This is a genomic window from Microbacterium sp. 10L49 (genome assembly GCF_056395125.1).
Map to the genome: position 1 here is coordinate 452,781 of NZ_JBFTIW010000004.1, position 17,526 is coordinate 470,306.

The 17,526-nt window shown below is 69.6% G+C and carries 13 protein-coding genes; 8 read left to right on the forward strand and 5 right to left on the reverse strand.

Going from position 1 to position 17,526, the window contains the following annotated elements:
• Positions 1-39: 39 nt before the first annotated feature.
• A complete protein-coding gene (aceB, locus tag AC1DCT_RS15150; protein WP_477430150.1) occupies positions 40-1,725 on the reverse strand; it encodes a malate synthase A in 1,686 nt (561 codons plus the stop codon).
• Between the two features lie 162 nt (positions 1,726-1,887).
• On the opposite strand from aceB, the gene AC1DCT_RS15155 reads away from it, so the two are divergent.
• The 7 genes from AC1DCT_RS15155 to AC1DCT_RS15185 all read left to right on the forward strand — a co-directional run bounded on the left by AC1DCT_RS15155 (position 1,888) and on the right by AC1DCT_RS15185 (position 11,124).
• Entirely contained in the window at positions 1,888-3,339 is a 1,452-nt protein-coding gene (locus tag AC1DCT_RS15155) for a helix-turn-helix domain-containing protein (RefSeq protein ID WP_477430152.1), read from the forward strand.
• Positions 3,340-3,819: 480 nt separating this feature from the next.
• The gene (locus AC1DCT_RS15160; RefSeq protein WP_441977160.1) at positions 3,820-4,800 is read left to right on the forward strand and encodes an ABC transporter substrate-binding protein; all 981 of its coding nucleotides are present in this window, start codon (positions 3,820-3,822) and stop codon (positions 4,798-4,800) included.
• 55 nt (positions 4,801-4,855) lie between these two features.
• A complete protein-coding gene (locus tag AC1DCT_RS15165) occupies positions 4,856-6,421 on the forward strand; it encodes a sugar ABC transporter ATP-binding protein (RefSeq protein WP_441977161.1) in 1,566 nt (521 codons plus the stop codon).
• Entirely contained in the window at positions 6,418-7,518 is a 1,101-nt protein-coding gene (locus tag AC1DCT_RS15170; RefSeq protein ID WP_441977162.1) for an ABC transporter permease, read from the forward strand. Before AC1DCT_RS15165 ends, AC1DCT_RS15170 begins: the two co-directional genes overlap by 4 nt.
• The gene (locus tag AC1DCT_RS15175) at positions 7,518-8,537 is read left to right on the forward strand and encodes an ABC transporter permease subunit (protein ID WP_477231033.1); all 1,020 of its coding nucleotides are present in this window, start codon (positions 7,518-7,520) and stop codon (positions 8,535-8,537) included. Before AC1DCT_RS15170 ends, AC1DCT_RS15175 begins: the two co-directional genes overlap by 1 nt.
• Before the next feature lie 45 nt (positions 8,538-8,582).
• Positions 8,583-10,097, forward strand: coding sequence for a sugar ABC transporter ATP-binding protein (locus AC1DCT_RS15180; protein ID WP_441977163.1), 1,515 nt, complete (start codon positions 8,583-8,585; stop codon positions 10,095-10,097).
• Between the two features lies 1 nt (position 10,098).
• Positions 10,099-11,124 carry a LacI family DNA-binding transcriptional regulator gene (locus AC1DCT_RS15185; protein ID WP_440733549.1) on the forward strand — a complete coding sequence of 342 codons (1,026 nt, stop codon included), beginning with the start codon at positions 10,099-10,101 and terminating at the stop codon, positions 11,122-11,124.
• A 91-nt stretch (positions 11,125-11,215) separates the two neighbouring features.
• On the opposite strand, the gene phoA is transcribed toward AC1DCT_RS15185, so the two are convergent.
• From phoA to AC1DCT_RS15200, 3 genes are all read right to left on the reverse strand, one after another.
• A complete protein-coding gene (gene phoA, locus AC1DCT_RS15190; protein WP_477430155.1) occupies positions 11,216-13,093 on the reverse strand; it encodes an alkaline phosphatase in 1,878 nt (625 codons plus the stop codon).
• Between the two features lie 191 nt (positions 13,094-13,284).
• Entirely contained in the window at positions 13,285-13,941 is a 657-nt protein-coding gene (locus AC1DCT_RS15195; RefSeq protein ID WP_477231030.1) for an amino acid deaminase, read from the reverse strand.
• 74 nt (positions 13,942-14,015) lie between these two features.
• Positions 14,016-14,579 (reverse strand): TetR/AcrR family transcriptional regulator, encoded by a 564-nt coding sequence (locus tag AC1DCT_RS15200; RefSeq protein ID WP_477430157.1) that lies wholly within the window; start codon positions 14,577-14,579, stop codon positions 14,016-14,018.
• A 95-nt stretch (positions 14,580-14,674) separates the two neighbouring features.
• Between AC1DCT_RS15200 and AC1DCT_RS15205 the strand changes: the two genes are divergently transcribed.
• Complete coding sequence (locus AC1DCT_RS15205; RefSeq protein WP_477430159.1) at positions 14,675-15,373, forward strand: MBL fold metallo-hydrolase; 699 nt, start codon at positions 14,675-14,677, stop codon at positions 15,371-15,373.
• 600 nt (positions 15,374-15,973) lie between these two features.
• Here AC1DCT_RS15205 and AC1DCT_RS15210 read toward each other — a convergent pair.
• Positions 15,974-17,467 (reverse strand): helix-turn-helix domain-containing protein, encoded by a 1,494-nt coding sequence (locus AC1DCT_RS15210; protein ID WP_441977168.1) that lies wholly within the window; start codon positions 17,465-17,467, stop codon positions 15,974-15,976.
• Positions 17,468-17,526: the final 59 nt, after the last annotated feature.

Genomic DNA, 17,526 nt, shown 5'->3' on the forward strand with positions numbered 1-17,526 from the left:
TTCCTTCGTTCGTGGGCGATGGGTCGGGCGTCGAGGGGATCAGGCGGTCTCGACGAGGAAGCGGGAGTAAGCGGGCAGCGTCAGGAACGCCGGGAACTCGGGCTGCAGCGCCACCTCGCGGAACACCGCCGCGGCGTCCTCGAAGCGGTCGTCGGTCCCAGAGCCCGTCGAAGGGCGGGGGGTCTCGGCGAGCACGTCGGAGATCAGGCCCTCGACGTACTCGGCCGTGATGGGGGTGCCGTCCTGGGTGGACTGGCCCTGGTGGATCCACTGCCACACCTGCGAGCGGCTGATCTCGGCGGTCGCCGCGTCTTCCATGAGGTTGTCGATCGCCACGGCGCCGAGGCCCCGCAGCCATGCCTCGATGTAGCGGATCGCCACGGAGACGTTGTCGCGCACGCCCGAGGCCGTGATCGGCCGGCCGATGTGCACGTCGAGCAGCTGCTCCGCGCGGACCTGCACATCGTCGCGCTGCCGATCGAGCTGGTTGGACCGCTCGCCCAGCACCGCGTCGAACTCGGCCTGCGCCGTGGGGATCAGGTCGGGGTGCGCCACCCAGGTGCCGTCGAAGCCGTCGCCGGCCTCGCGCTTCTTGTCTGCGGCGACCTTCTCGATGGCCCGGGCGGTCACCTCGGGGTCGCGCCGGTTGGGGATGAAGGCGCTCATGCCGCCGATCGCGTAGGCGCCGCGCCTGTGGCAGGTCTGCACGAGCAGCTCGGTGTAGGCCCGCATGAACGGCACGGTCATCGTGACCTCGCTGCGGTCGGGCAGCACGAACCGGGCGCCGCGACCGCGGTAGTTCTTGATGATCGAGAAGATGTAGTCCCAGCGTCCGGCGTTCAGGCCGGCGCAGTGCTCGCGCAGCTCGAACAGGATCTCCTCCATCTCGAACGCGGCCGGCAGCGTCTCGATCAGCACGGTCGCGCGGATCGTGCCGCGGGGGATCCCGAAGTACTCCTCGCTGAACGTGAACACGTCGTTCCAGAGCTTCGCCTCCTCGCTCGACTCGAGCTTGGCGATGTAGAAGTACGGCCCGCGACCGGCTTCGATCAACGCCTGCGCGTTGTGGAAGAAGTAGAGGCCGAAGTCGACCAGCGAGCCCGAGGCGTCCATGCGGCGACCGGTGCGGTCCGTGAACTCGAGGTGCTTCTCGGGCAGGTGCCAGCCGCGGGGGCGCATCACGATAGTGGGGGCCTGCTCGGCGGTGACTCGGTACTCCTTGCCGTCCTCGCTCGTGTGGGTCAGCCGGCCGCGGATCGCGTCGCGCAGCGACAGCTGCCCGCCGATCACGTTGCGCCACGTCGGGCTCGTCGCGTCCTCCTGATCGGCCAGCCACACCTTGGCGCCGGAGTTCAGCGCGTTGATGGTCATCTTCGGATCCGTCGGGCCGGTGATCTCCACGCGGCGGTCCTCGAGGCCGGGGCCGGCGCCGGCCACGCGCCAGTCGGCGTCCTCGCGGATGTGCCGGGTGTCGTCGCGGAAGCGCGGGTCGTGCCCGTTGCCGATCTCGAAGCGGCGGCGCATGCGGTCGGCGAGGCGATCGTGCCGGCGTCCGCCGAAGCGGTGGTGCAGCTCGGTGAGGAAGGCCACGGCAGCGGGGGTGAGGATCTCGCCGAAGCGCTCGTGCATGGGGCCGGTGATGCGGATCGCCGGGCCCTCGGTGCCGGAGACGGCTGCGCCGACGGTCCGGATCGGGGCGGTCGGCGACGCAGTGGGAATGGTCATGATCTGTCTCCTCCGTGAGTGGATCCGGTCCGGCTCGGTTGCTGAGCCTGTCGAAGCAGCCGGGGTGGCTTGAGACCACTCTGAGTGAAGATCTGGATTCGGCCAGACCAAATCGATGGAGAAGTTTGGTCAGATTTCTGTTTTCGTGACAGAATCGGCGCCATGGTCACCGCAGACACGGCAGAAGAGGTCGACGCTCTCACGATCGGGCGCCGCATCCGGCAGCTCCGCACGGCGGCCGGGCTGACCCTCGAGCAGCTCGCGACCGCGATCGACCGGGCGCCGAGCCAGGTGTCCATGATCGAGACCGGCAAGCGCGAGCCGAAGCTCACCCAGCTGCAGCTGATCGCCCGCGCGCTGGATACGACGATCGACCAGATCCTCGCCGAGCAGCCCCTCGATGAGCGCGCTGCGATGGAGATCGCGGTCGAGCGCGCGATGAAGGGGCAGACGTTCCAGGCGCTCGGGATCGCGCCGTTCCGGATCGCGAAGACCGTGCCGGACGAGGCGCTCAAGGCGCTGCTCGCCCTGCACAGCGAGATCGACAAGCTCCGCGACGAGCGTGCGGCGACGCCCGAGGAGGCCCGGCGGGCGAACGTCGAGCTGCGTCACCTCATGCGCCGTCAGGACAACCACTTCGCAGACCTGGAGAAGAAGGCGGCGGAGATCCTCGCCGCCGTGCACCACCCGGGCGGCCCGCTGACGCAGCGCAGCGCGAGCGACATCGCCGCACACCTCGGCTTCACCCTGCACTACGCGCCCGATCTCCCGCAGTCGACGCGCAGCGTGGCCGACCTCGCGCATGGGCGGCTCTACCTGTCCAGTCGCGTGCCGGGGAAGGGCGATGCCCGCACCGCGGTGCTGCAGGCGCTCTCCAGCCGGATCCTCGGCCACTCCGAGCCGCGCAGCTACGCCGAGTTCCTGCGTCAGCGCGTGGAGACGAACTACCTCACCGGCGCGCTGCTGATGCCGGAGGAGCACCTGGTGCCGGCGCTGAAGGATGCGAAACAGCGCCGGGCGATCTCGATCGAGGACCTCCGCGACGCCTACTCGGTGTCGTACGAGACCGCCGCGCACCGGTTCACGAACCTCGCCACCCGGCACCTGGACATCCCGGTGCACTTCCTCAAGGTGCACGAGTCGGGCACCATCACGAAGGCCTATGAGAACGACGACGTGAACTTCCCGACCGACCGGCTCGGATCCATTGAGGGGCAGATGTGCTGCCGGCGGTGGACCAGCCGAGTCGTGTTCGAGGAGGAGGACCGGTTCAACCCGTACTACCAGTACACCGACACCGGCAACGGCACGTACTGGTGCACCGCCCGCGTGGAGGCGTCGAGCGAGGGCCTGCACTCGGTGAGCGTGGGCGTGCGCTTCGACGACACGAAGTGGTTCATCGGTCGTGACACGCCCAACCGCGGCGTCTCGAAGCACTCGGTCGAGGTGTGCTGCCGGCGCGCTCCGGCGGATCTCGAGAAGCGCTGGCGGGAGCAGTCCTGGCCGAACGTGCGCACGCCGCGCACCCTGCTCGCCACGCTGCCGACCGGAGCGTTCCCCGGTGTCGACACGACCGACGTGTACGAGTTCCTCGAGGCGCACGCCCCGGACTGAGGCGCGCCATCCGCGACGAACAAGCTGCCGGGCATCGCCCAGCGATATCCGGCTGTGTCCGCCGCGAGCTGAGCTGAGCTGAGCTGAGATGAGCACAGCGAAGACTTCACCTTCCGCGAAATCGCCGTCGTCTCATGCTCCGGCGATTCGCATCGCAGCGCACGGGAACGGTGGCGAACGCGGGACTCACTCGACTCCCGATCGAGCCATCGGCTGCATTCCGGAGGGATCCGGTCCCATCCGACGATGCGGCGGCGCGTGCGTCCTCGACGAAGAGGAAGAAATGTTATCGCTCACGGCTTGAAGGCCATGAGGCGACGGCTGCTCGATGCAAAGCGCCCATGCTGACAGCCTTGTTATCAAATTGTGATCGCTCACAACGTGGCGCTGGGAGAAATGTGAAGGCTAACATTTCGGCACAGGCCTCCCAGGCCCACACGAGACTCCGGCGAGGATGCCGGATTGAACAAGGAGGTTCCAGTGAAGAAGGGCATCATCGCGGGCATCGCGCTGCTCGGCGCCGTGGCCATGGCGGCCACCGGTTGCTCCGGAGGATCTTCGGCCGCATCCGGCGGGTCGAAGGGGGACGGGGTCGTCACGGTCGGCTTCGCGCAGACCGGGTCGGAGAGCGGATGGCGCAGCGCCAACACGGAGTCGATGAAGGACGCGTTCTCCGCCAAGAACGGCTTCAAGCTGATCTTCAACGCCGCCGACAACAAGCCGGAGAACCAGATCGCTGCCGTCCGCAACTTCATCAACCAGGGCGTGGATGCGATCGTCATCGCCCCGGTCGTCACCACGGGATGGGACGACGTGCTCAAGGAGGCGAAGGATGCGAACATCCCGGTCATCCTCGAGGACCGCACGATCGATGGCTCCAGCGATCTGTACAAGGCATGGATCGGCGACGACTTCAAGAAGGAGGGGGAGACCGCGGGCACCTGGGCGAAGCAGACTCTCGGCGACAAGGCCACCAACATGGTCGTTCTCGAGGGCACCACTGGTTCCGCCCCCGCCATCGATCGCGCCACCGGCTTCGATGACGCGATCAAAGGCAGCCAGATCAAGAAGCTGGACTCGCAGACGGGCAACTTCACGCGCGCCGATGGCAAGACGGTCATGGAGGGGTTCCTGCAGAAGTACGGCAAGAGCATCAACCTGCTCTTCGCGCAGAACGATGACATGGGCCTCGGCGCCCTCGACGCGATCAAGGCCGCGGGCCTCACGCCGGGCAAGGACATCCAGATCGTGACGATCGATGCGACCCACGATGGTCTTCAGGCCGCCGCCAACGGCGAGTTCAACTACGTGGTGGAGTGCAACCCGCTGCTCGGTCCGACCGTCGCCAAGACCGTCAAGGACGTGCTGGCCGGCAAGGACGTCGAGAAGAAGCAGACCGCCGTCGACCAGTCGTTCACCCCGGAGCAGGCGAAGACGGCCTTGCCCGACCGCAAGTACTGAGGATCCGAGGGGAGGGCGCCTCGCGTCCTCCCCTCGCCTCGTGAGAAAGGCAATCATGGTCACTGGCGACCACCGCAGCGTCATCGAGATGCGCGGCATCAACATCTCCTTCCCGGGCGTGAAAGCACTGCAAGATGTCGACTTCACCCTCAGGGCCGGCGAGGTGCACACCCTCATGGGCGAGAACGGCGCGGGCAAGTCCACCCTCATCAAGGCGCTCACCGGGGTGTACCGGATCGACACCGGCCTCATCCGGGTCGACGGAACGGACAAGGTGTTCGGCGGCACCGCCGACGCGCAGGATGCGGGTGTGTGGACCGTGTACCAGGAGGTCAACCTCTGCGCGAACCTCTCCGTCGGTGAGAACGTCATGCTGGGGCAGGAGATCCGCGGTCCGTTCGGCATCGACTGGCGGCGCACGCACGATTCAGCGAGCAGGCACCTGCGCAGCCTCGGTCTGACGATCGATCCCCGTTCGCCGTTGTCGTCGCACTCGATCGCCGTGCAGCAGCTGGTCGCGATCAGCAGGGCCATGGTCTCGGACTGCAAGGTTCTCGTGCTGGATGAGCCGACTTCGAGCCTGGACCGCGACGAGGTCGACCAGCTCTTCGCCGTCATGCGCGATCTGCGCGATCGGGGCGTCGCGATCCTCTTCGTCACGCACTTCCTCGATCAGGTATACGAGATCTCCGACCGCCTCACGGTGCTGCGCAACGGTTCGCTCGTGGGCGAGTACGCGGCGTCCGAAGTGGACCGCACCGAGCTCATCGGGCTCATGCTCGGCCGCGAGCTCCAGGAGCTGGAGTCCATCGACACCGCAGAGCGGCATGTGGATCGCTCCGGCATCCCCGTGCTGCGCGCGACCGGCATCGGCCGTCGCGGAGCCATCGAGCCGGTCGACCTCGAGGTCTTCGACGGCGAGGTCGTGGGGCTCGCCGGTTTGCTCGGGTCCGGTCGTACCGAACTGGTGCGACTGCTCTCCGGCGCCGACACCGCCGACAGCGGGCAGATCGCGGTGCACGGCGAACGGGTACGCATCTCCGCGCCCCGCGACGCGATCGATGCGCGCATCGCGTTCACCTCCGAAGACCGCAGGGAGGAGGGGATCGTGGGAGACCTCACGGTCGCCGAGAACATCGTGCTCGGCATCCAGGCGCGCCGCGGCTGGATGCGCAAGGTGCCCCAGGCCGAACAGGACGTCGTGGTGGGCGAATACATCACGGCGCTGGGCATCCGGCCTGCGGACCCGAATGCTCGCGTCCGCAACCTCTCCGGGGGCAACCAGCAGAAGGTCGTCCTGGCGCGCTGGCTCGCCACGGCACCTGAGCTGCTCATCCTGGACGAGCCGACCCGCGGCATCGACGTGGGCGCCAAAGCGGACATCCAGCGTCTCGTCTCACGGTTGTCCTCGGAGGGGCTGTCGGTCGTCTTCATCTCCTCCGAGCTGGAAGAGGTCCTGCGCCTGTCGCAGCGCATCGTGGTGATGCGCGATCGCCGTAAGATCGGCGAACTGACCACCACCGCCGACACCGAGGTCGACGAACTCGTCGGCATCATCGCCAGGGGATCGACGGACGCCGCGGATGTCCTCGACGAGATCACGAAGGAGCACGCGGCATGACCGATGCGGCACGCGGCATCTCGCTGAAGAAGATCCTGACGCACCGACTCGCGCTGCCCATCGGCGCGTTGCTGGCGCTGGTGCTGCTGAACACCATCGCACGGCCATCCTTCCTGGCCGTCTCCCTGCGGGACGGCCAGCTGTACGGCTCGCTCATCGACATCATCCGCAACAGCGCGCCTCTCATGCTCGTCGCGCTCGGCATGATGATCGTGATCGCCACCCGCGGCATCGATCTTTCGGTCGGCGCGATCATGGCGGTCTCGGGCGCAGTCAGCCTCACCATCATCAAGGGATCGCCGAACCCGAACGACCTCGGCGTCATCGCCCTGGCGATCCTCGCGGGCCTGATCACGACCCTGCTGTTCGGGGCCTGGAACGGATTCCTGGTCGCGGTGCTCGGGATCCAGCCGATCATCGCGACTCTCGTCCTCATGCTGGCCGGGAGAGGCATCGCCTTCCTCATCACGCAGGGCAACATCACCACGATCAACAGCGCGCCGTACCAGTTCATGGCACAGGGCTACGTGATCGGACTTCCCTTCGCGTTCCTCGTCGCGGTCGTGGCGATCGTCGTGGTCGCGCTCGTCGAACGGCGCACCGCCCTCGGCATGCTCACGGAGGCGGTCGGCATCAACCCGACCGCGAGCCGGATCGCCGGCGTGCGAGCGCGCGGCATCATCTGGGGTGCCTACGCGGCCAGCGGGCTCCTCGCCGGCATGGCAGGCGTGCTCTACACGTCCAACATCATGGCGGCTGACGCGAACAACGCCGGCGTGAACATCGAAGTGGACGCGATCCTCGCCGTCGTGCTCGGCGGCGCATCGCTCATGGGCGGGCGCTTCACGATCGCCGGCACGGTGATCGGCGTCTACACGATCCAGACGCTCACCTCGACCATCACCTTCCTCGGCGTCCCGCCGGCTGTCACGCCGGTGTTCAAAGCTGCGGTGATCGTGATCGTCTGCCTGGCGCAGTCCACCCGCATGCGCGCCTGGTTCCGGGGCCGGGCATTCCGATCCGCCGGATCGGGACCGATCCGGCGCGAGTCGGCAGAGACGCCCGCCCTCGTCGGCGCGGGGGAGGGGAAGGCGTGATGAGCGCCACTGTCACGGGGCTGTCCCCCGAAAGCGATCTGACCGGCCGCCTGCGCGCCTTCGCCGTACGACACAGCGGATGGGTGCCGGTGCTGGCCGCAGCCGCGATCTTCGTCGCGATGCTGATCGGCGGGCAGGTGTACTTCGGCACCTTCGTCTCGCCGCGGCTGCTGTCCTCGCTGCTGCTCGACAACGCCTACCTGCTGATCCTCGCGGTCGGCATGACGTTCGTGATCCTCAGCGGCGGAATCGACCTCTCGGTCGGGGCGGTCATGGGCTTCACGGGCATCCTGGGCGCCAAGCTCCTGCTCTCCGGTGTACCGCCGTTCATCGCGGTACCCGTCATGATCGCCGCCGGCGCCGTGATCGGCCTGTTCATCGGGGTGCTCGTGCAGTACTTCGACGTGCAGCCGTTCATCGCGTCTCTGGCCGGGATGTTCCTGGCCCGTGGCCTGGCGTTCGTGGTGAGCCTGGACACCCTGCGCGTGTCGGATCCATTCCTCGGCGCTCTGCAGTCCTCCCGGTTCCGCCTGCCCGGCGGCTGGTACATCACCCCGACCGTCATCATCGCGCTCGTCGCCGTCGTGATCGCGGCGTGGGTGCTGGGCTGGACCCGGTTCGGTCGCACCGTCTACGCGGTGGGCGGCAACGAGCAGTCGGCGCGCCTCATGGGCTTGCCGGTTGCGCGCGCCAAGCTGCTCGTCTACGCCATCAGCGGCACGTGCGCGGGCCTCGCCGGGGTCGTCTTCACCGCCTACACGAGCTCCGGGTACAGCCTCAACGGTATCGGTACCGAGCTCGACACGATCGCGGCGGTGGTCATCGGCGGGACGCTGCTCAGCGGTGGCAGCGGCTATGTGCTCGGCTCGCTGTTCGGTGTGCTCGTCTACGGTCTGATCAAGACCGTGATCAGCTTCCTCGGTGTCGACACCTCCTGGATGCGGATCACGATCGGCGCCCTGCTGCTGGTCTTCGTCGTGGTGCAGCGCTTCCTGGTGATGAGGGCGCGCCGACGGTGAGCCCGAATGCGGAAATCGGGCGACGACATCGGACACGATAGGAACATGTCGAAGCCTGTCGAGCCGCTCGTCGAGATCCGGGGCGCCACCGTGCGCTTCCAGGGCTCGACGGCGCTCGCCGACGTCGATTTCCGGATGTTCCCCGGCGAGGTGCATTCGCTCATGGGGGAGAACGGGGCGGGCAAGTCGACGCTGATCCGCGCGCTCACCGGTGCGCTCGCCCTGGACGCCGGCATCATCCGGCTGGACGGGACCCGGGTTCGCTTCGCCACCCCGGCCGATGCGTTGCGTCACGGGATCAGCACGGTGTACCAGGAGATCGATCTGCTGCCGAACCTGTCCGTCGCAGAGAACATCTGGCTCGGCCGGGAGCCGCGCCGGTTCGGTGGGATCGACTTCCCGCAGATGCGGCGCCGCACGGCGACGGTCCTGGACGACCTGGGGGTGGCGATAGATCCGGCCTCTCCGCTGGGAGCGCATCCGCTCGCCATCCAGCAGCTGGTCGCGATCGCGCGGGCGATCGCGACCGACGTCAGGATCCTGGTACTGGACGAGCCGACCTCGAGTCTGGATCTCGACGAGGTCGCCGAGTTGTTCCGAGTGATCCGCAAACTCAAGAAGCGCGGAGTGGCGATCCTCTTCGTGTCCCATTTCCTCGACCAGGTGTACGAGATCTGCGACCGGGTGACCGTGCTGCGTGGTGGGCGTCTCGTCGGCGAGTATCTGACGACAGAGCTGCTGCGGATCGACCTTGTCGAGAAGATGCTCGGCCGGTCCCTGCCCGCCCACCTCGCGTCCCCGCCGGAAGTGGTGGAAGATGACGAGGTCGCTCTCCTCGCCGCCGAGGGGCTCACGGTCGGCAGAGGCATCGTGGACGCCGACCTGCGCATCGGGGAGGGCGAGGTGCTCGGCGTCGCCGGGCTGCTCGGCTCCGGGCGGACCGAACTTGCCCGGGCGCTCTCCGGCGTCGACCGCCTGGATGCCGGGATTCTGCGCGTCGAGGGCACGGCGAGGACGTGGCGTTCTCCGCGGCAGGCGATCGATCTCGGCATCGTGTACTCGTCCGAGGACCGTCGGACCGAGGGAATCGTGGGCGGCCTCAGCGTCCAGGACAACATCACGCTCGCGGTGCAGGCGCAGCGCGGCATACTGCGCCGTATGCGCCGGTCCCGTCAGCGCGAACTGGCGATGAGCTGGATCGAGGCGCTCGGGATCCGCCCCGCTGATCCGGATCTGCCCGCCGGAATCCTGTCCGGAGGCAATCAGCAGAAGGTGCTGCTCGCGCGCATGCTGGCGCTGTCTCCGCGCGTGCTGGTGCTGGACGAGCCCACCCGCGGCATCGACGTCGGCGCTAAAGTCGAGATACAGAAACTCGTGGGCGAGTTCGCTGACAACGGGCTGTCGGTCGTGTTCATCTCCGCCGAACTGGAGGAGGTGCTGCGCGTGGGCCATCGCGTCGTGATCCTGCGCGGGGGGCGCGTGGTCGACAGCGCCGCCACGGCTGACCTGACGGTGGATTCGCTGCTCGCTCTCGTTGCGCGCCCCGAGGACGAGGAGTGACGTGACCGACGACATTCCCGCCCGCGCTGCGAACATCTTCGACGTCGCGCGGCTTGCCGGCGTCTCGCACCAGACCGTGTCGCGTGTGATCAACGACCTGCCCAATGTGCGGCCTGCGACGAAGGCCCGCGTCGAGCATGCGATCGCGCAGCTGCGCTACAGCCCGTCGCCTGCGGCCAGGGCGCTGGTCACCCGACGCACCAGGACGATCGGGCTGGTGACGCCCGGGGTGCCCGACTTCGGCCCGTCCGCGATCGCGATGCATTTCAACGCCGCCGCCCGAACCGCCCGGTACACGGTGGACTCGGTCAGTCTTCTCGATGAGGACCCGGCGATCGGCGTGCGCTCGGCGGTCGAGGGCCTGCTGCGCCAGCGGGTGGATGCGATCGCCCTCGTGGTCGTCGATCTTGCGGCGTTGGAGACGGTGCGCAGCATCGAGCTGTCCATCCCAATGGTCGCCTCGGCGGCCACGCCTCGCCGGCACGCACGGCTGGTCTCGATCGATCAGTATCGCGGGGCGCGGCAGGCGGTGCGGCATCTCGCCGAACTCGGCTACACCCGGATCCTGCATCTCGCCGGTCCCCAGCAAGCGCCGGACGCCGTGGAGCGGGTGCGGGGCTGGCGTGATGAGCTCGCCGAGCGTCGTCTGGAGATCGTCTCGCCGGTCGCCGGGGACTGGAGCGCCGCGAGTGGATACCGCCTCGGGTCAAACCTGGACATCGCGCAGGGCATGGCCGTGTTCGCCGCGAACGATCAGATGTCGATCGGGCTGCTCTCCGCGCTGCGGGAGCGGGGCCTGCGCGTCCCCGAGGATGTCAGCGTGGTGGGCTACGACGACGTCCCCGAAGCGGCCTTCCTGTATCCGGCGCTGACCACGGTGCGGCAGGACTTCGCGGCCCTCGGCGAACTCATGATGCAGAAGCTGCTTCTCGCGTTCGAGGAGCCCGATCGCATGACCGAGGACACCCCGATCCCGACCAGGCTCATCGTGCGTCAGTCCACCCGCGCGGCGCACGCACCGGACTGAGGCTTCGGGTGGCCGCGGTGCGCTGACCCCGTCCGACACACGGATGGCGCCGGCCCCGAAAGGCCGACGCCGTCCGGCGTTTTCTAGCGCGTTACGCGCGCCGGACCCTGGCGCGCGCGAGTAGCAGGCCGCCCGCGATCAGTGCGAGGGCGACGAGCGCCACCGCGCCGATCGTGCCACCCGTGAGCGCCAGGCTGCCGCCGTCGTTCCCGCTGCCCGGCGGGAGCGCGACGGCCGGAGCGGTCGGGCCGGGCGACGCGGTCGGGGTGGTCGGTGCGCCCTCGGCGACCGTGAACGTGACGCTCAGGGCCTTGCCGGTCTGCTCACCGGTCACGGCGATCGTGTACTCGCCCGGCTCGGTCGGCGCGGTCAGCGGCACCGCCACGCCCCCGTCGATGACATCCGTGCGGCCGATCGTGGTGGCGGCGGCGCGTGCGGTCGCCCCGGACGCCGAGACGGATCCGTTCACCTGCCGGTCGCCGTTCAGGCCTGCGGCCGTGATGGTGAGCGTGCCGCCGGGGGTGACCTTCTCGGGTGCCGTGAGGGTGGCGCCGGCCGACAGCGCGACGAGGTCCCGGTTCAGTTGCAGGGCGCCCGCGATGGTGAAGAAGTTGTCGGTCTGGTCCGTGAGTCCCACGACGTTCGCCGCCCCCGGACCGTAACCCGCGATGCGCACCTGGGTGCCCGTGTGCTGCTGCGAGCCGCCCGCCCCTGCGGTGCCGTAGGAGACCTTCATCGTGGAGCCCTCGGTGGTCTTCAGCGCGATCGAGAGCGAGGTCGGCGGGGTGCTGTCCACGATCTGCGAGGTGTGCGCGTGATCGGCGGTGACGATCACGAGCGTGTTGCCGTCGGCCTTCGCGAAGTCGAGCGCGACCTGCACGGCCTCGTCGAGATCGATGGTCTCGCCGATCTGGCCGCAGGCGTTGGCGGCGTGGTCCTGCTTGTCGATGGACGCGCCTTCGACCTGCAGGAAGAAGCCCTTGTCGCCCTTGAGCAGGTCGATCGACTTCTGGGTGAGCGCCGCGAGCGAGAGCGACGAGTCCAGGCGGTCGACGCTCTCGGTGCAGGCGACAGGCGCTGCGTCGGCGCCGCCGACGGTGGCGGTGGTCTCGGCGAATCGGGTCGGGAAGTTGCCGGGGGTGAACGTGCCCAGCACCGGCCGGGTCTGGTCCGCGGCGCTGATCGCGGAGAGATCGGCAGCCGTGCGGGCGACCTGGTAGCCGCGGGTCTCCGCCTGCTGGAACAGGGTCGCGCCCGGCCAGGCGCCCGCCTTCGCGATCTGCTCGAAGGATTCGGATCCGCCGCCCAGCGTGACGTCCGCGCGGGTGTCCAGGATCTGCTCGCTGATCGAGCCCTTGCCGCCGTTCTCGAGCAGGTCGGCGCCGCACTGCTTCACCGAGTCGGGTCCGTAGCACTTGCGGCCGGCGACGTGCGCGGCCTGCACGGCCGGGGTGGCATCCTGCAGCTCGGCCGTGGAGACGTTGCCCGTCTTGCGCCCGTTCGCCTTGGCCAGCTCGACCAGGGTGTCGTGCCCCTTGCCCGCGATGTCGACGGAGATCGCGCCGTCGTAGGTCTTGGTGCCGGTCGCCCAGGCGGATCCGGTCGCGGCCGAGTCCGGCACGTAGTCCGCCGAGCCGTCCTTGTTCAGCGAGTACGTCGTGTACGAACCGGTCAGCGGCAGTGCATCGATGCCCGGCAGTTGTCCGCCCGCGCCGTACTGGTAGTCGCGGGCGACCGTGATCTCGGAGTCGCCCATGCCGTCGCCGATGAGCAGGATCACGTTCTTCGCGGGGCCGTCGACGATCGCGTCGCGCAGGGCCGCCGTGCGGTCGCCGTCGTTGCGGGTGGCGCCGCCTGGGGCGGACGGGTCGACGGGCGCGGCCGCGTAGGCGGCAGGTGCGGCCAGCGCGGCGCCGGCGACGAGGGTGAGCGCGATCGCGGAGCGCGCGATCGTGGTTCTGGCAATCATGGCTGTCTTCCTCTGGGGAGCGGGGGACGGCCCGGCGGCTCGCTGGTGCGCGTGCCGGATCCGAGCTCCCTCAGCCCACCAGCGCGGGCGGTACGGCGGGTGACGGCCAGGTGACGAATCGATGAATCCGCTGAGTGACGACCATGAGAAAGCTGGATCCGCAATGGATCCGGATCGGTTGGCGCCGTGGATCAGGCGGCGTTCCAGCGCAGGCGCGACGCGGCGTCGTCGAGGTCTCGACGGATCGGCTCGGCCTGTGCCACGGGCAGCAAGGCGACCAGGAGCGGCGACGTCCCCGGGGCTGGCGCCACGGCGTAGGCGAGAGCGCGGGATCCGTCGTGCTCGTGGCTCAGCACGGCGCGGGTCGCCCTGCCCTCGGCGAGCGAGTACCAGGAGAACTCCCCGCCCGAGGCGAGCAGGACGGAGGCGGCGTGCGTCGCGCGGGCGAGCAGCGTGCCGGATCCCTCCCACGGAACGAAGTGCGCGCCGTCGAGACCCAGGCCCCTTGCCAGATCCGCGCCGAGCCAGCGTTCGCGGTTCCGGTCGGCATCGACGGCCGACAGCAGAGATGCGTAGGTCTGCAGCAGGCCGGCGTTGCCGATCGGCCACGCCGCCCTCAGCCCTGCCCGCTCGTGCAGGGCCTCGAACAGCGCCTTCGGGACGAGCGCCTCACCCGTGCGTGCGTCGATCGCGGTGGCCGCACCCCAGCGGCCGAAGAGCCCATTGGTGCGGTCCGCATCGATCGCGGCGATGAGCCAATCGATCGTGGTGAGCGCCTCGGCGGGCGCCTCCTGGGTGGAGCCCGAGGCTGCGGCTGCCGCCCGGTCCAGCTCCTCGATGCGTCCCATGTCGCCACCTTACGCCGGTGCGCAAGGGCATGGGCAGGGCCGTGGCAGGGGAAAGCCGTGCCGCGGGACAGGGATCAGCGGTGCGCGGTGAGCGCGTCCGCGAGCGTGGTCAGGCCGAACTCGAACGCCTCGTCCACGTCGCCGCCGAGCTGGAACGCGCCGGCCTGCTCCATGGTGCAGAAGCCGTACGCCCAGGCTGTCAGCGTGCGTGCCGCGGGGAGTGGGTCGCCCGGCGCCGCGGCGCGCACGGCGTCCAGCAGCGTCCGGGTCAGCGCGACCATGCCATCGGACTGGGGTTCGGCGCTGAGCGCAGCGCCCGAGAACAGCAGCGAGGCGGCGTGGGGGGAGCGGGTGCTGAACGCCCGGAATGCGCGGGCGATCGCGGCGAGCGACGCGGCGGAGTCGGTCGCGGATCCGGCCAGAGCCGTGACATCCTCGTCGAGCTCGCGGGCGGCGTCGTCGGCGATCAGCCGCAGCAGATCGTGCCGGTGCGCGACGTGCTTGTACAGGCTCGGCGGGCGCACCCCGACGGCGGTGGCGACCGCGCTGATCGTGACGGCGTCGATGCCCTCCTCCTCAGCGATGGCGCGCGCGGCGGCGGTGAGCGCGACGCGGGTGACGCGTTGCGGTGCGGGCATCGGGTCCTCCTCTGTGTCGACCGCAGATGCGGGTCGGCGCTTTTCGATCATAAGGCTATTGACAATAGCCATGATAGCTATCTAACGTAGCCATCATGAACGCAGAGCTCATCCGGATCGGCGACGACATCGTCGCCATGCACGCCGTCGTCACCGACGAGGGCGTCACGCTGATCGACGCGGGCCTGCCGGGTGACCGGCGGATCCTGCAGCAGGCGCTCGCCGCAGCGGGCCGCCGACCTGAGGACATCCGCGGCATCGTGCTCACCCACGGCGACAGTGATCACATCGGCATCGCCGAGTGGTTGCGCACCGCCTACGGCGTGCCGACCTTCGTGCACGAGGCGGATGCGGGCAGGGCGCAGGGGGAGAAGACGCCGGGCGCCTCGGGCGGCGCCATGAAGCTGGGGCCCGCGCTGCAGTTCTTCGCGGCCGCGCTGCGCCGCGGCGGCCTGCGCACGAAGCACCTCGGCGCCGTGCGCACGATGGGGGACGGGGATGTCCTGGATCTGCCCGGGGCGCCCGAGATCATCGGCCTGCCGGGGCACTCGCCCGGATCCGTCGCCATCCGCGTCCCCGCGGTCGACGCGATCTTCGTCGGCGACGCCCTCACCACCCGGCACGTGCTGAACGGGTCCACCAACGTGCAGCTCGGACCGTTCAGCGATGCGCCCGAGGAGACGCCGGAGAGCCTCGAGCGCCTCCGCGCCCTGCCCGAGCGCACGATCGTGGTCGGGCACGGGCCGATCTTCCACGGCACCGCGGCCGAGATGATCGCGGCACGCACGCGCTGAGCGGCTCGCACGCGCGCTGACATCGGTGCGCCGACACGGATGTCGGTGCGCCGGCACGGACTTCGGCGGGCTGGCCGCCTGTTGCGATGTTCAGGTGACAGTTGCTTCGTTCAGGTCGCAGTTGTCTCGTTCAGGTCGCAGTTTTTGCTGCTTCGGGACTGTTGTCGGAGCACATTCTGCGACCTGAACGGATCCGGTCCGCTCGCTGGTCGCGAAATGCGACTTACGGAGCCCCTTGACCGCAATATGCGACCACTGAGCGGGGATGGGGTGCGCGGATCCGGCCGGTCATACGGATCCGATCCGCTCACTTGTCGCGAAATGCGGCTCACGGAGCCCCTTGCCCGCAATACGCGACCACTGAGCGGGGTGGGGCGCGCGGGAGTCCGGCCACGCGCGGATCCGAGCGGTCACGCGGATCCGGCCGGTCATACGGATCCGATCCGCTCACTTGTCGCGAAATGCGGCTCACGGAGCCCCTTGACCGCAATATGCGACCACTGAGCGGGGTGGGGCGCGCGGGAGTCCGACCACGCGCGGATCCGAGCGGTCGCGCGGATCCGGCCCGGCGGGATCCGGCCAGCAGGGAGACGCCGGGGGTCAGTCGCCGGCGGTACGTAGCGCGGCCCAGAGCTCGGCGCGCGCGGGGAAGGATCCCAGGTCCGCGCCGAGGATCGACGCCGCCTGTGAGATCCGGGTCCGCAGCGTGTGCCGGTGCACGCCGAGGACGGCCGCGGCGGATTCCAGGCGGGTGTCGTGCTCGAGCCACACCCGCAGCGATCGCTCCAGCTCCGCGCCCTCCTGTGCGTCGTGCTGGCGCAGCGGGGCCAGCAGGGACTCGGCGATCAGTCGCGCCTCGTCTGTCGCGAACGCCGCCAGAACACTCGACTCCGCGCTGTCCGCGTAGTGGGTCACGCCGTCGTCGCCCCGACGCAGCGCCGTGAGCGCCTGCGCGTGCGCCCGCGAGAATCCGCTGTACTCCTCGGGTGCCGAGACGCCGATGCGCACCTCCGTGCGCGCGGCGACCTCGTCCAGCACCCCCGCGTCGGCGACGCTCAGGCACATGACGAGCCCGTCGTCGGACTCCGCGAGGAACGCCGACGGGGCGGCATCGCCGCGCTGCCGTTCCCACCACTCGATGACCGTGCCCTGGCGCTGTCCCGCGGCGACGGCGACCACCACGGGTGCCGGCGGCAGGGCGCCGAGCACGCGCCGGGCCAGGGTCGGATCGTCCGAGAGCAGGGAGGTGAGCAACTGCCGATGCAGGCGTCGGCGGCTGCGCGCGAGCTGCTCGCTCTGTTCCAGCGACAGCCCGGCCATCGCGATGACCGAGGTCACCACGGTGCGCGTCTCGGGATCCAGTGTGTCGCTCGCGATCGCGACGACCCCGCGCAGGTGCCCCGCGCGCCCCACGGTGAGCAGCGTGTGCGCGGTCTCGCCGTCCTGCACCACGCGGTTCGCGGATCCACCACGGGCGAGGAGATCGGCCGCGGCATCGGCGACGACGGGGGACGCGCCGCCCGCGGGATGCTCGTGCACGAGCTGCCCCGCGGCGTCGTACATGCCCACCCTGCAGCCGAGACGGCGTGACAGCTCGGTGAGCGTCGACTCGAGCCCGTGGGGACGGAGGGCTGCGACCGAGAGTGCGCGCTGGGTCTCCAAGGCCCAGGTGCGCCGGGCGTAGGCCTGTGCGGCGATCGCCTCGGCGTGCGCCCGCGCGACGGCCAGGAACGGCGTGCCGTAGGGCACCTCGAACAGGGGCAGGCTCGCGGCGGCGCAGGCGTCGGCGAGGTCGGCGGGGATGCCGCTGCGATGCACCTCCGTGCCGAAGCCGAGCGCCACCACCCCGCGATCCACGAGCCGGTGCACGTAGGCGCGTACGCCTGCCGCGTCGTCGTCGGCGAACTGCGTGCCGGTCGTCAGCAGGGCCAGGTCGTCGGTGAGGAACGGGGTCGGATCCACGAGGTCGGAGTTGTGCACCCAGCGCAGCGGGTGATCGAGGGATCCCGTGGGCAGCGCCGATTCGTCGCCGACCAGGCGCAGGTGCAGGTCGCGCCGGCGCAGCAGCGTGCGGAGGGTGGGATCCTGGTCCACGGGTGCTCCTTCCGCGCCGGCATCGTCATGGCCGCACCGGCGAAATCGTGATCCAGATT

What these genes read in the sequence shown, in the direction of transcription:
- aceB (WP_477430150.1), bottom strand. Translation starts at nt 1,725, where the DNA reads ATGACCATTCCCACTGCGTCGCCGACCGCCCCGATCCGGACCGTCGGC.
- AC1DCT_RS15155 (WP_477430152.1), top strand. Translation starts at nt 1,888, where the DNA reads ATGGTCACCGCAGACACGGCAGAAGAGGTCGACGCTCTCACGATCGGG.
- AC1DCT_RS15165 (WP_441977161.1), top strand. Translation starts at nt 4,856, where the DNA reads ATGGTCACTGGCGACCACCGCAGCGTCATCGAGATGCGCGGCATCAAC.
- AC1DCT_RS15170 (WP_441977162.1), top strand. Translation starts at nt 6,418, where the DNA reads ATGACCGATGCGGCACGCGGCATCTCGCTGAAGAAGATCCTGACGCAC.
- AC1DCT_RS15175 (WP_477231033.1), top strand. Translation starts at nt 7,518, where the DNA reads ATGAGCGCCACTGTCACGGGGCTGTCCCCCGAAAGCGATCTGACCGGC.
- AC1DCT_RS15180 (WP_441977163.1), top strand. Translation starts at nt 8,583, where the DNA reads ATGTCGAAGCCTGTCGAGCCGCTCGTCGAGATCCGGGGCGCCACCGTG.
- phoA (WP_477430155.1), bottom strand. Translation starts at nt 13,093, where the DNA reads ATGATTGCCAGAACCACGATCGCGCGCTCCGCGATCGCGCTCACCCTC.
- AC1DCT_RS15195 (WP_477231030.1), bottom strand. Translation starts at nt 13,941, where the DNA reads ATGGGACGCATCGAGGAGCTGGACCGGGCGGCAGCCGCAGCCTCGGGC.
- AC1DCT_RS15200 (WP_477430157.1), bottom strand. Translation starts at nt 14,579, where the DNA reads ATGCCCGCACCGCAACGCGTCACCCGCGTCGCGCTCACCGCCGCCGCG.
- AC1DCT_RS15205 (WP_477430159.1), top strand. Translation starts at nt 14,675, where the DNA reads ATGAACGCAGAGCTCATCCGGATCGGCGACGACATCGTCGCCATGCAC.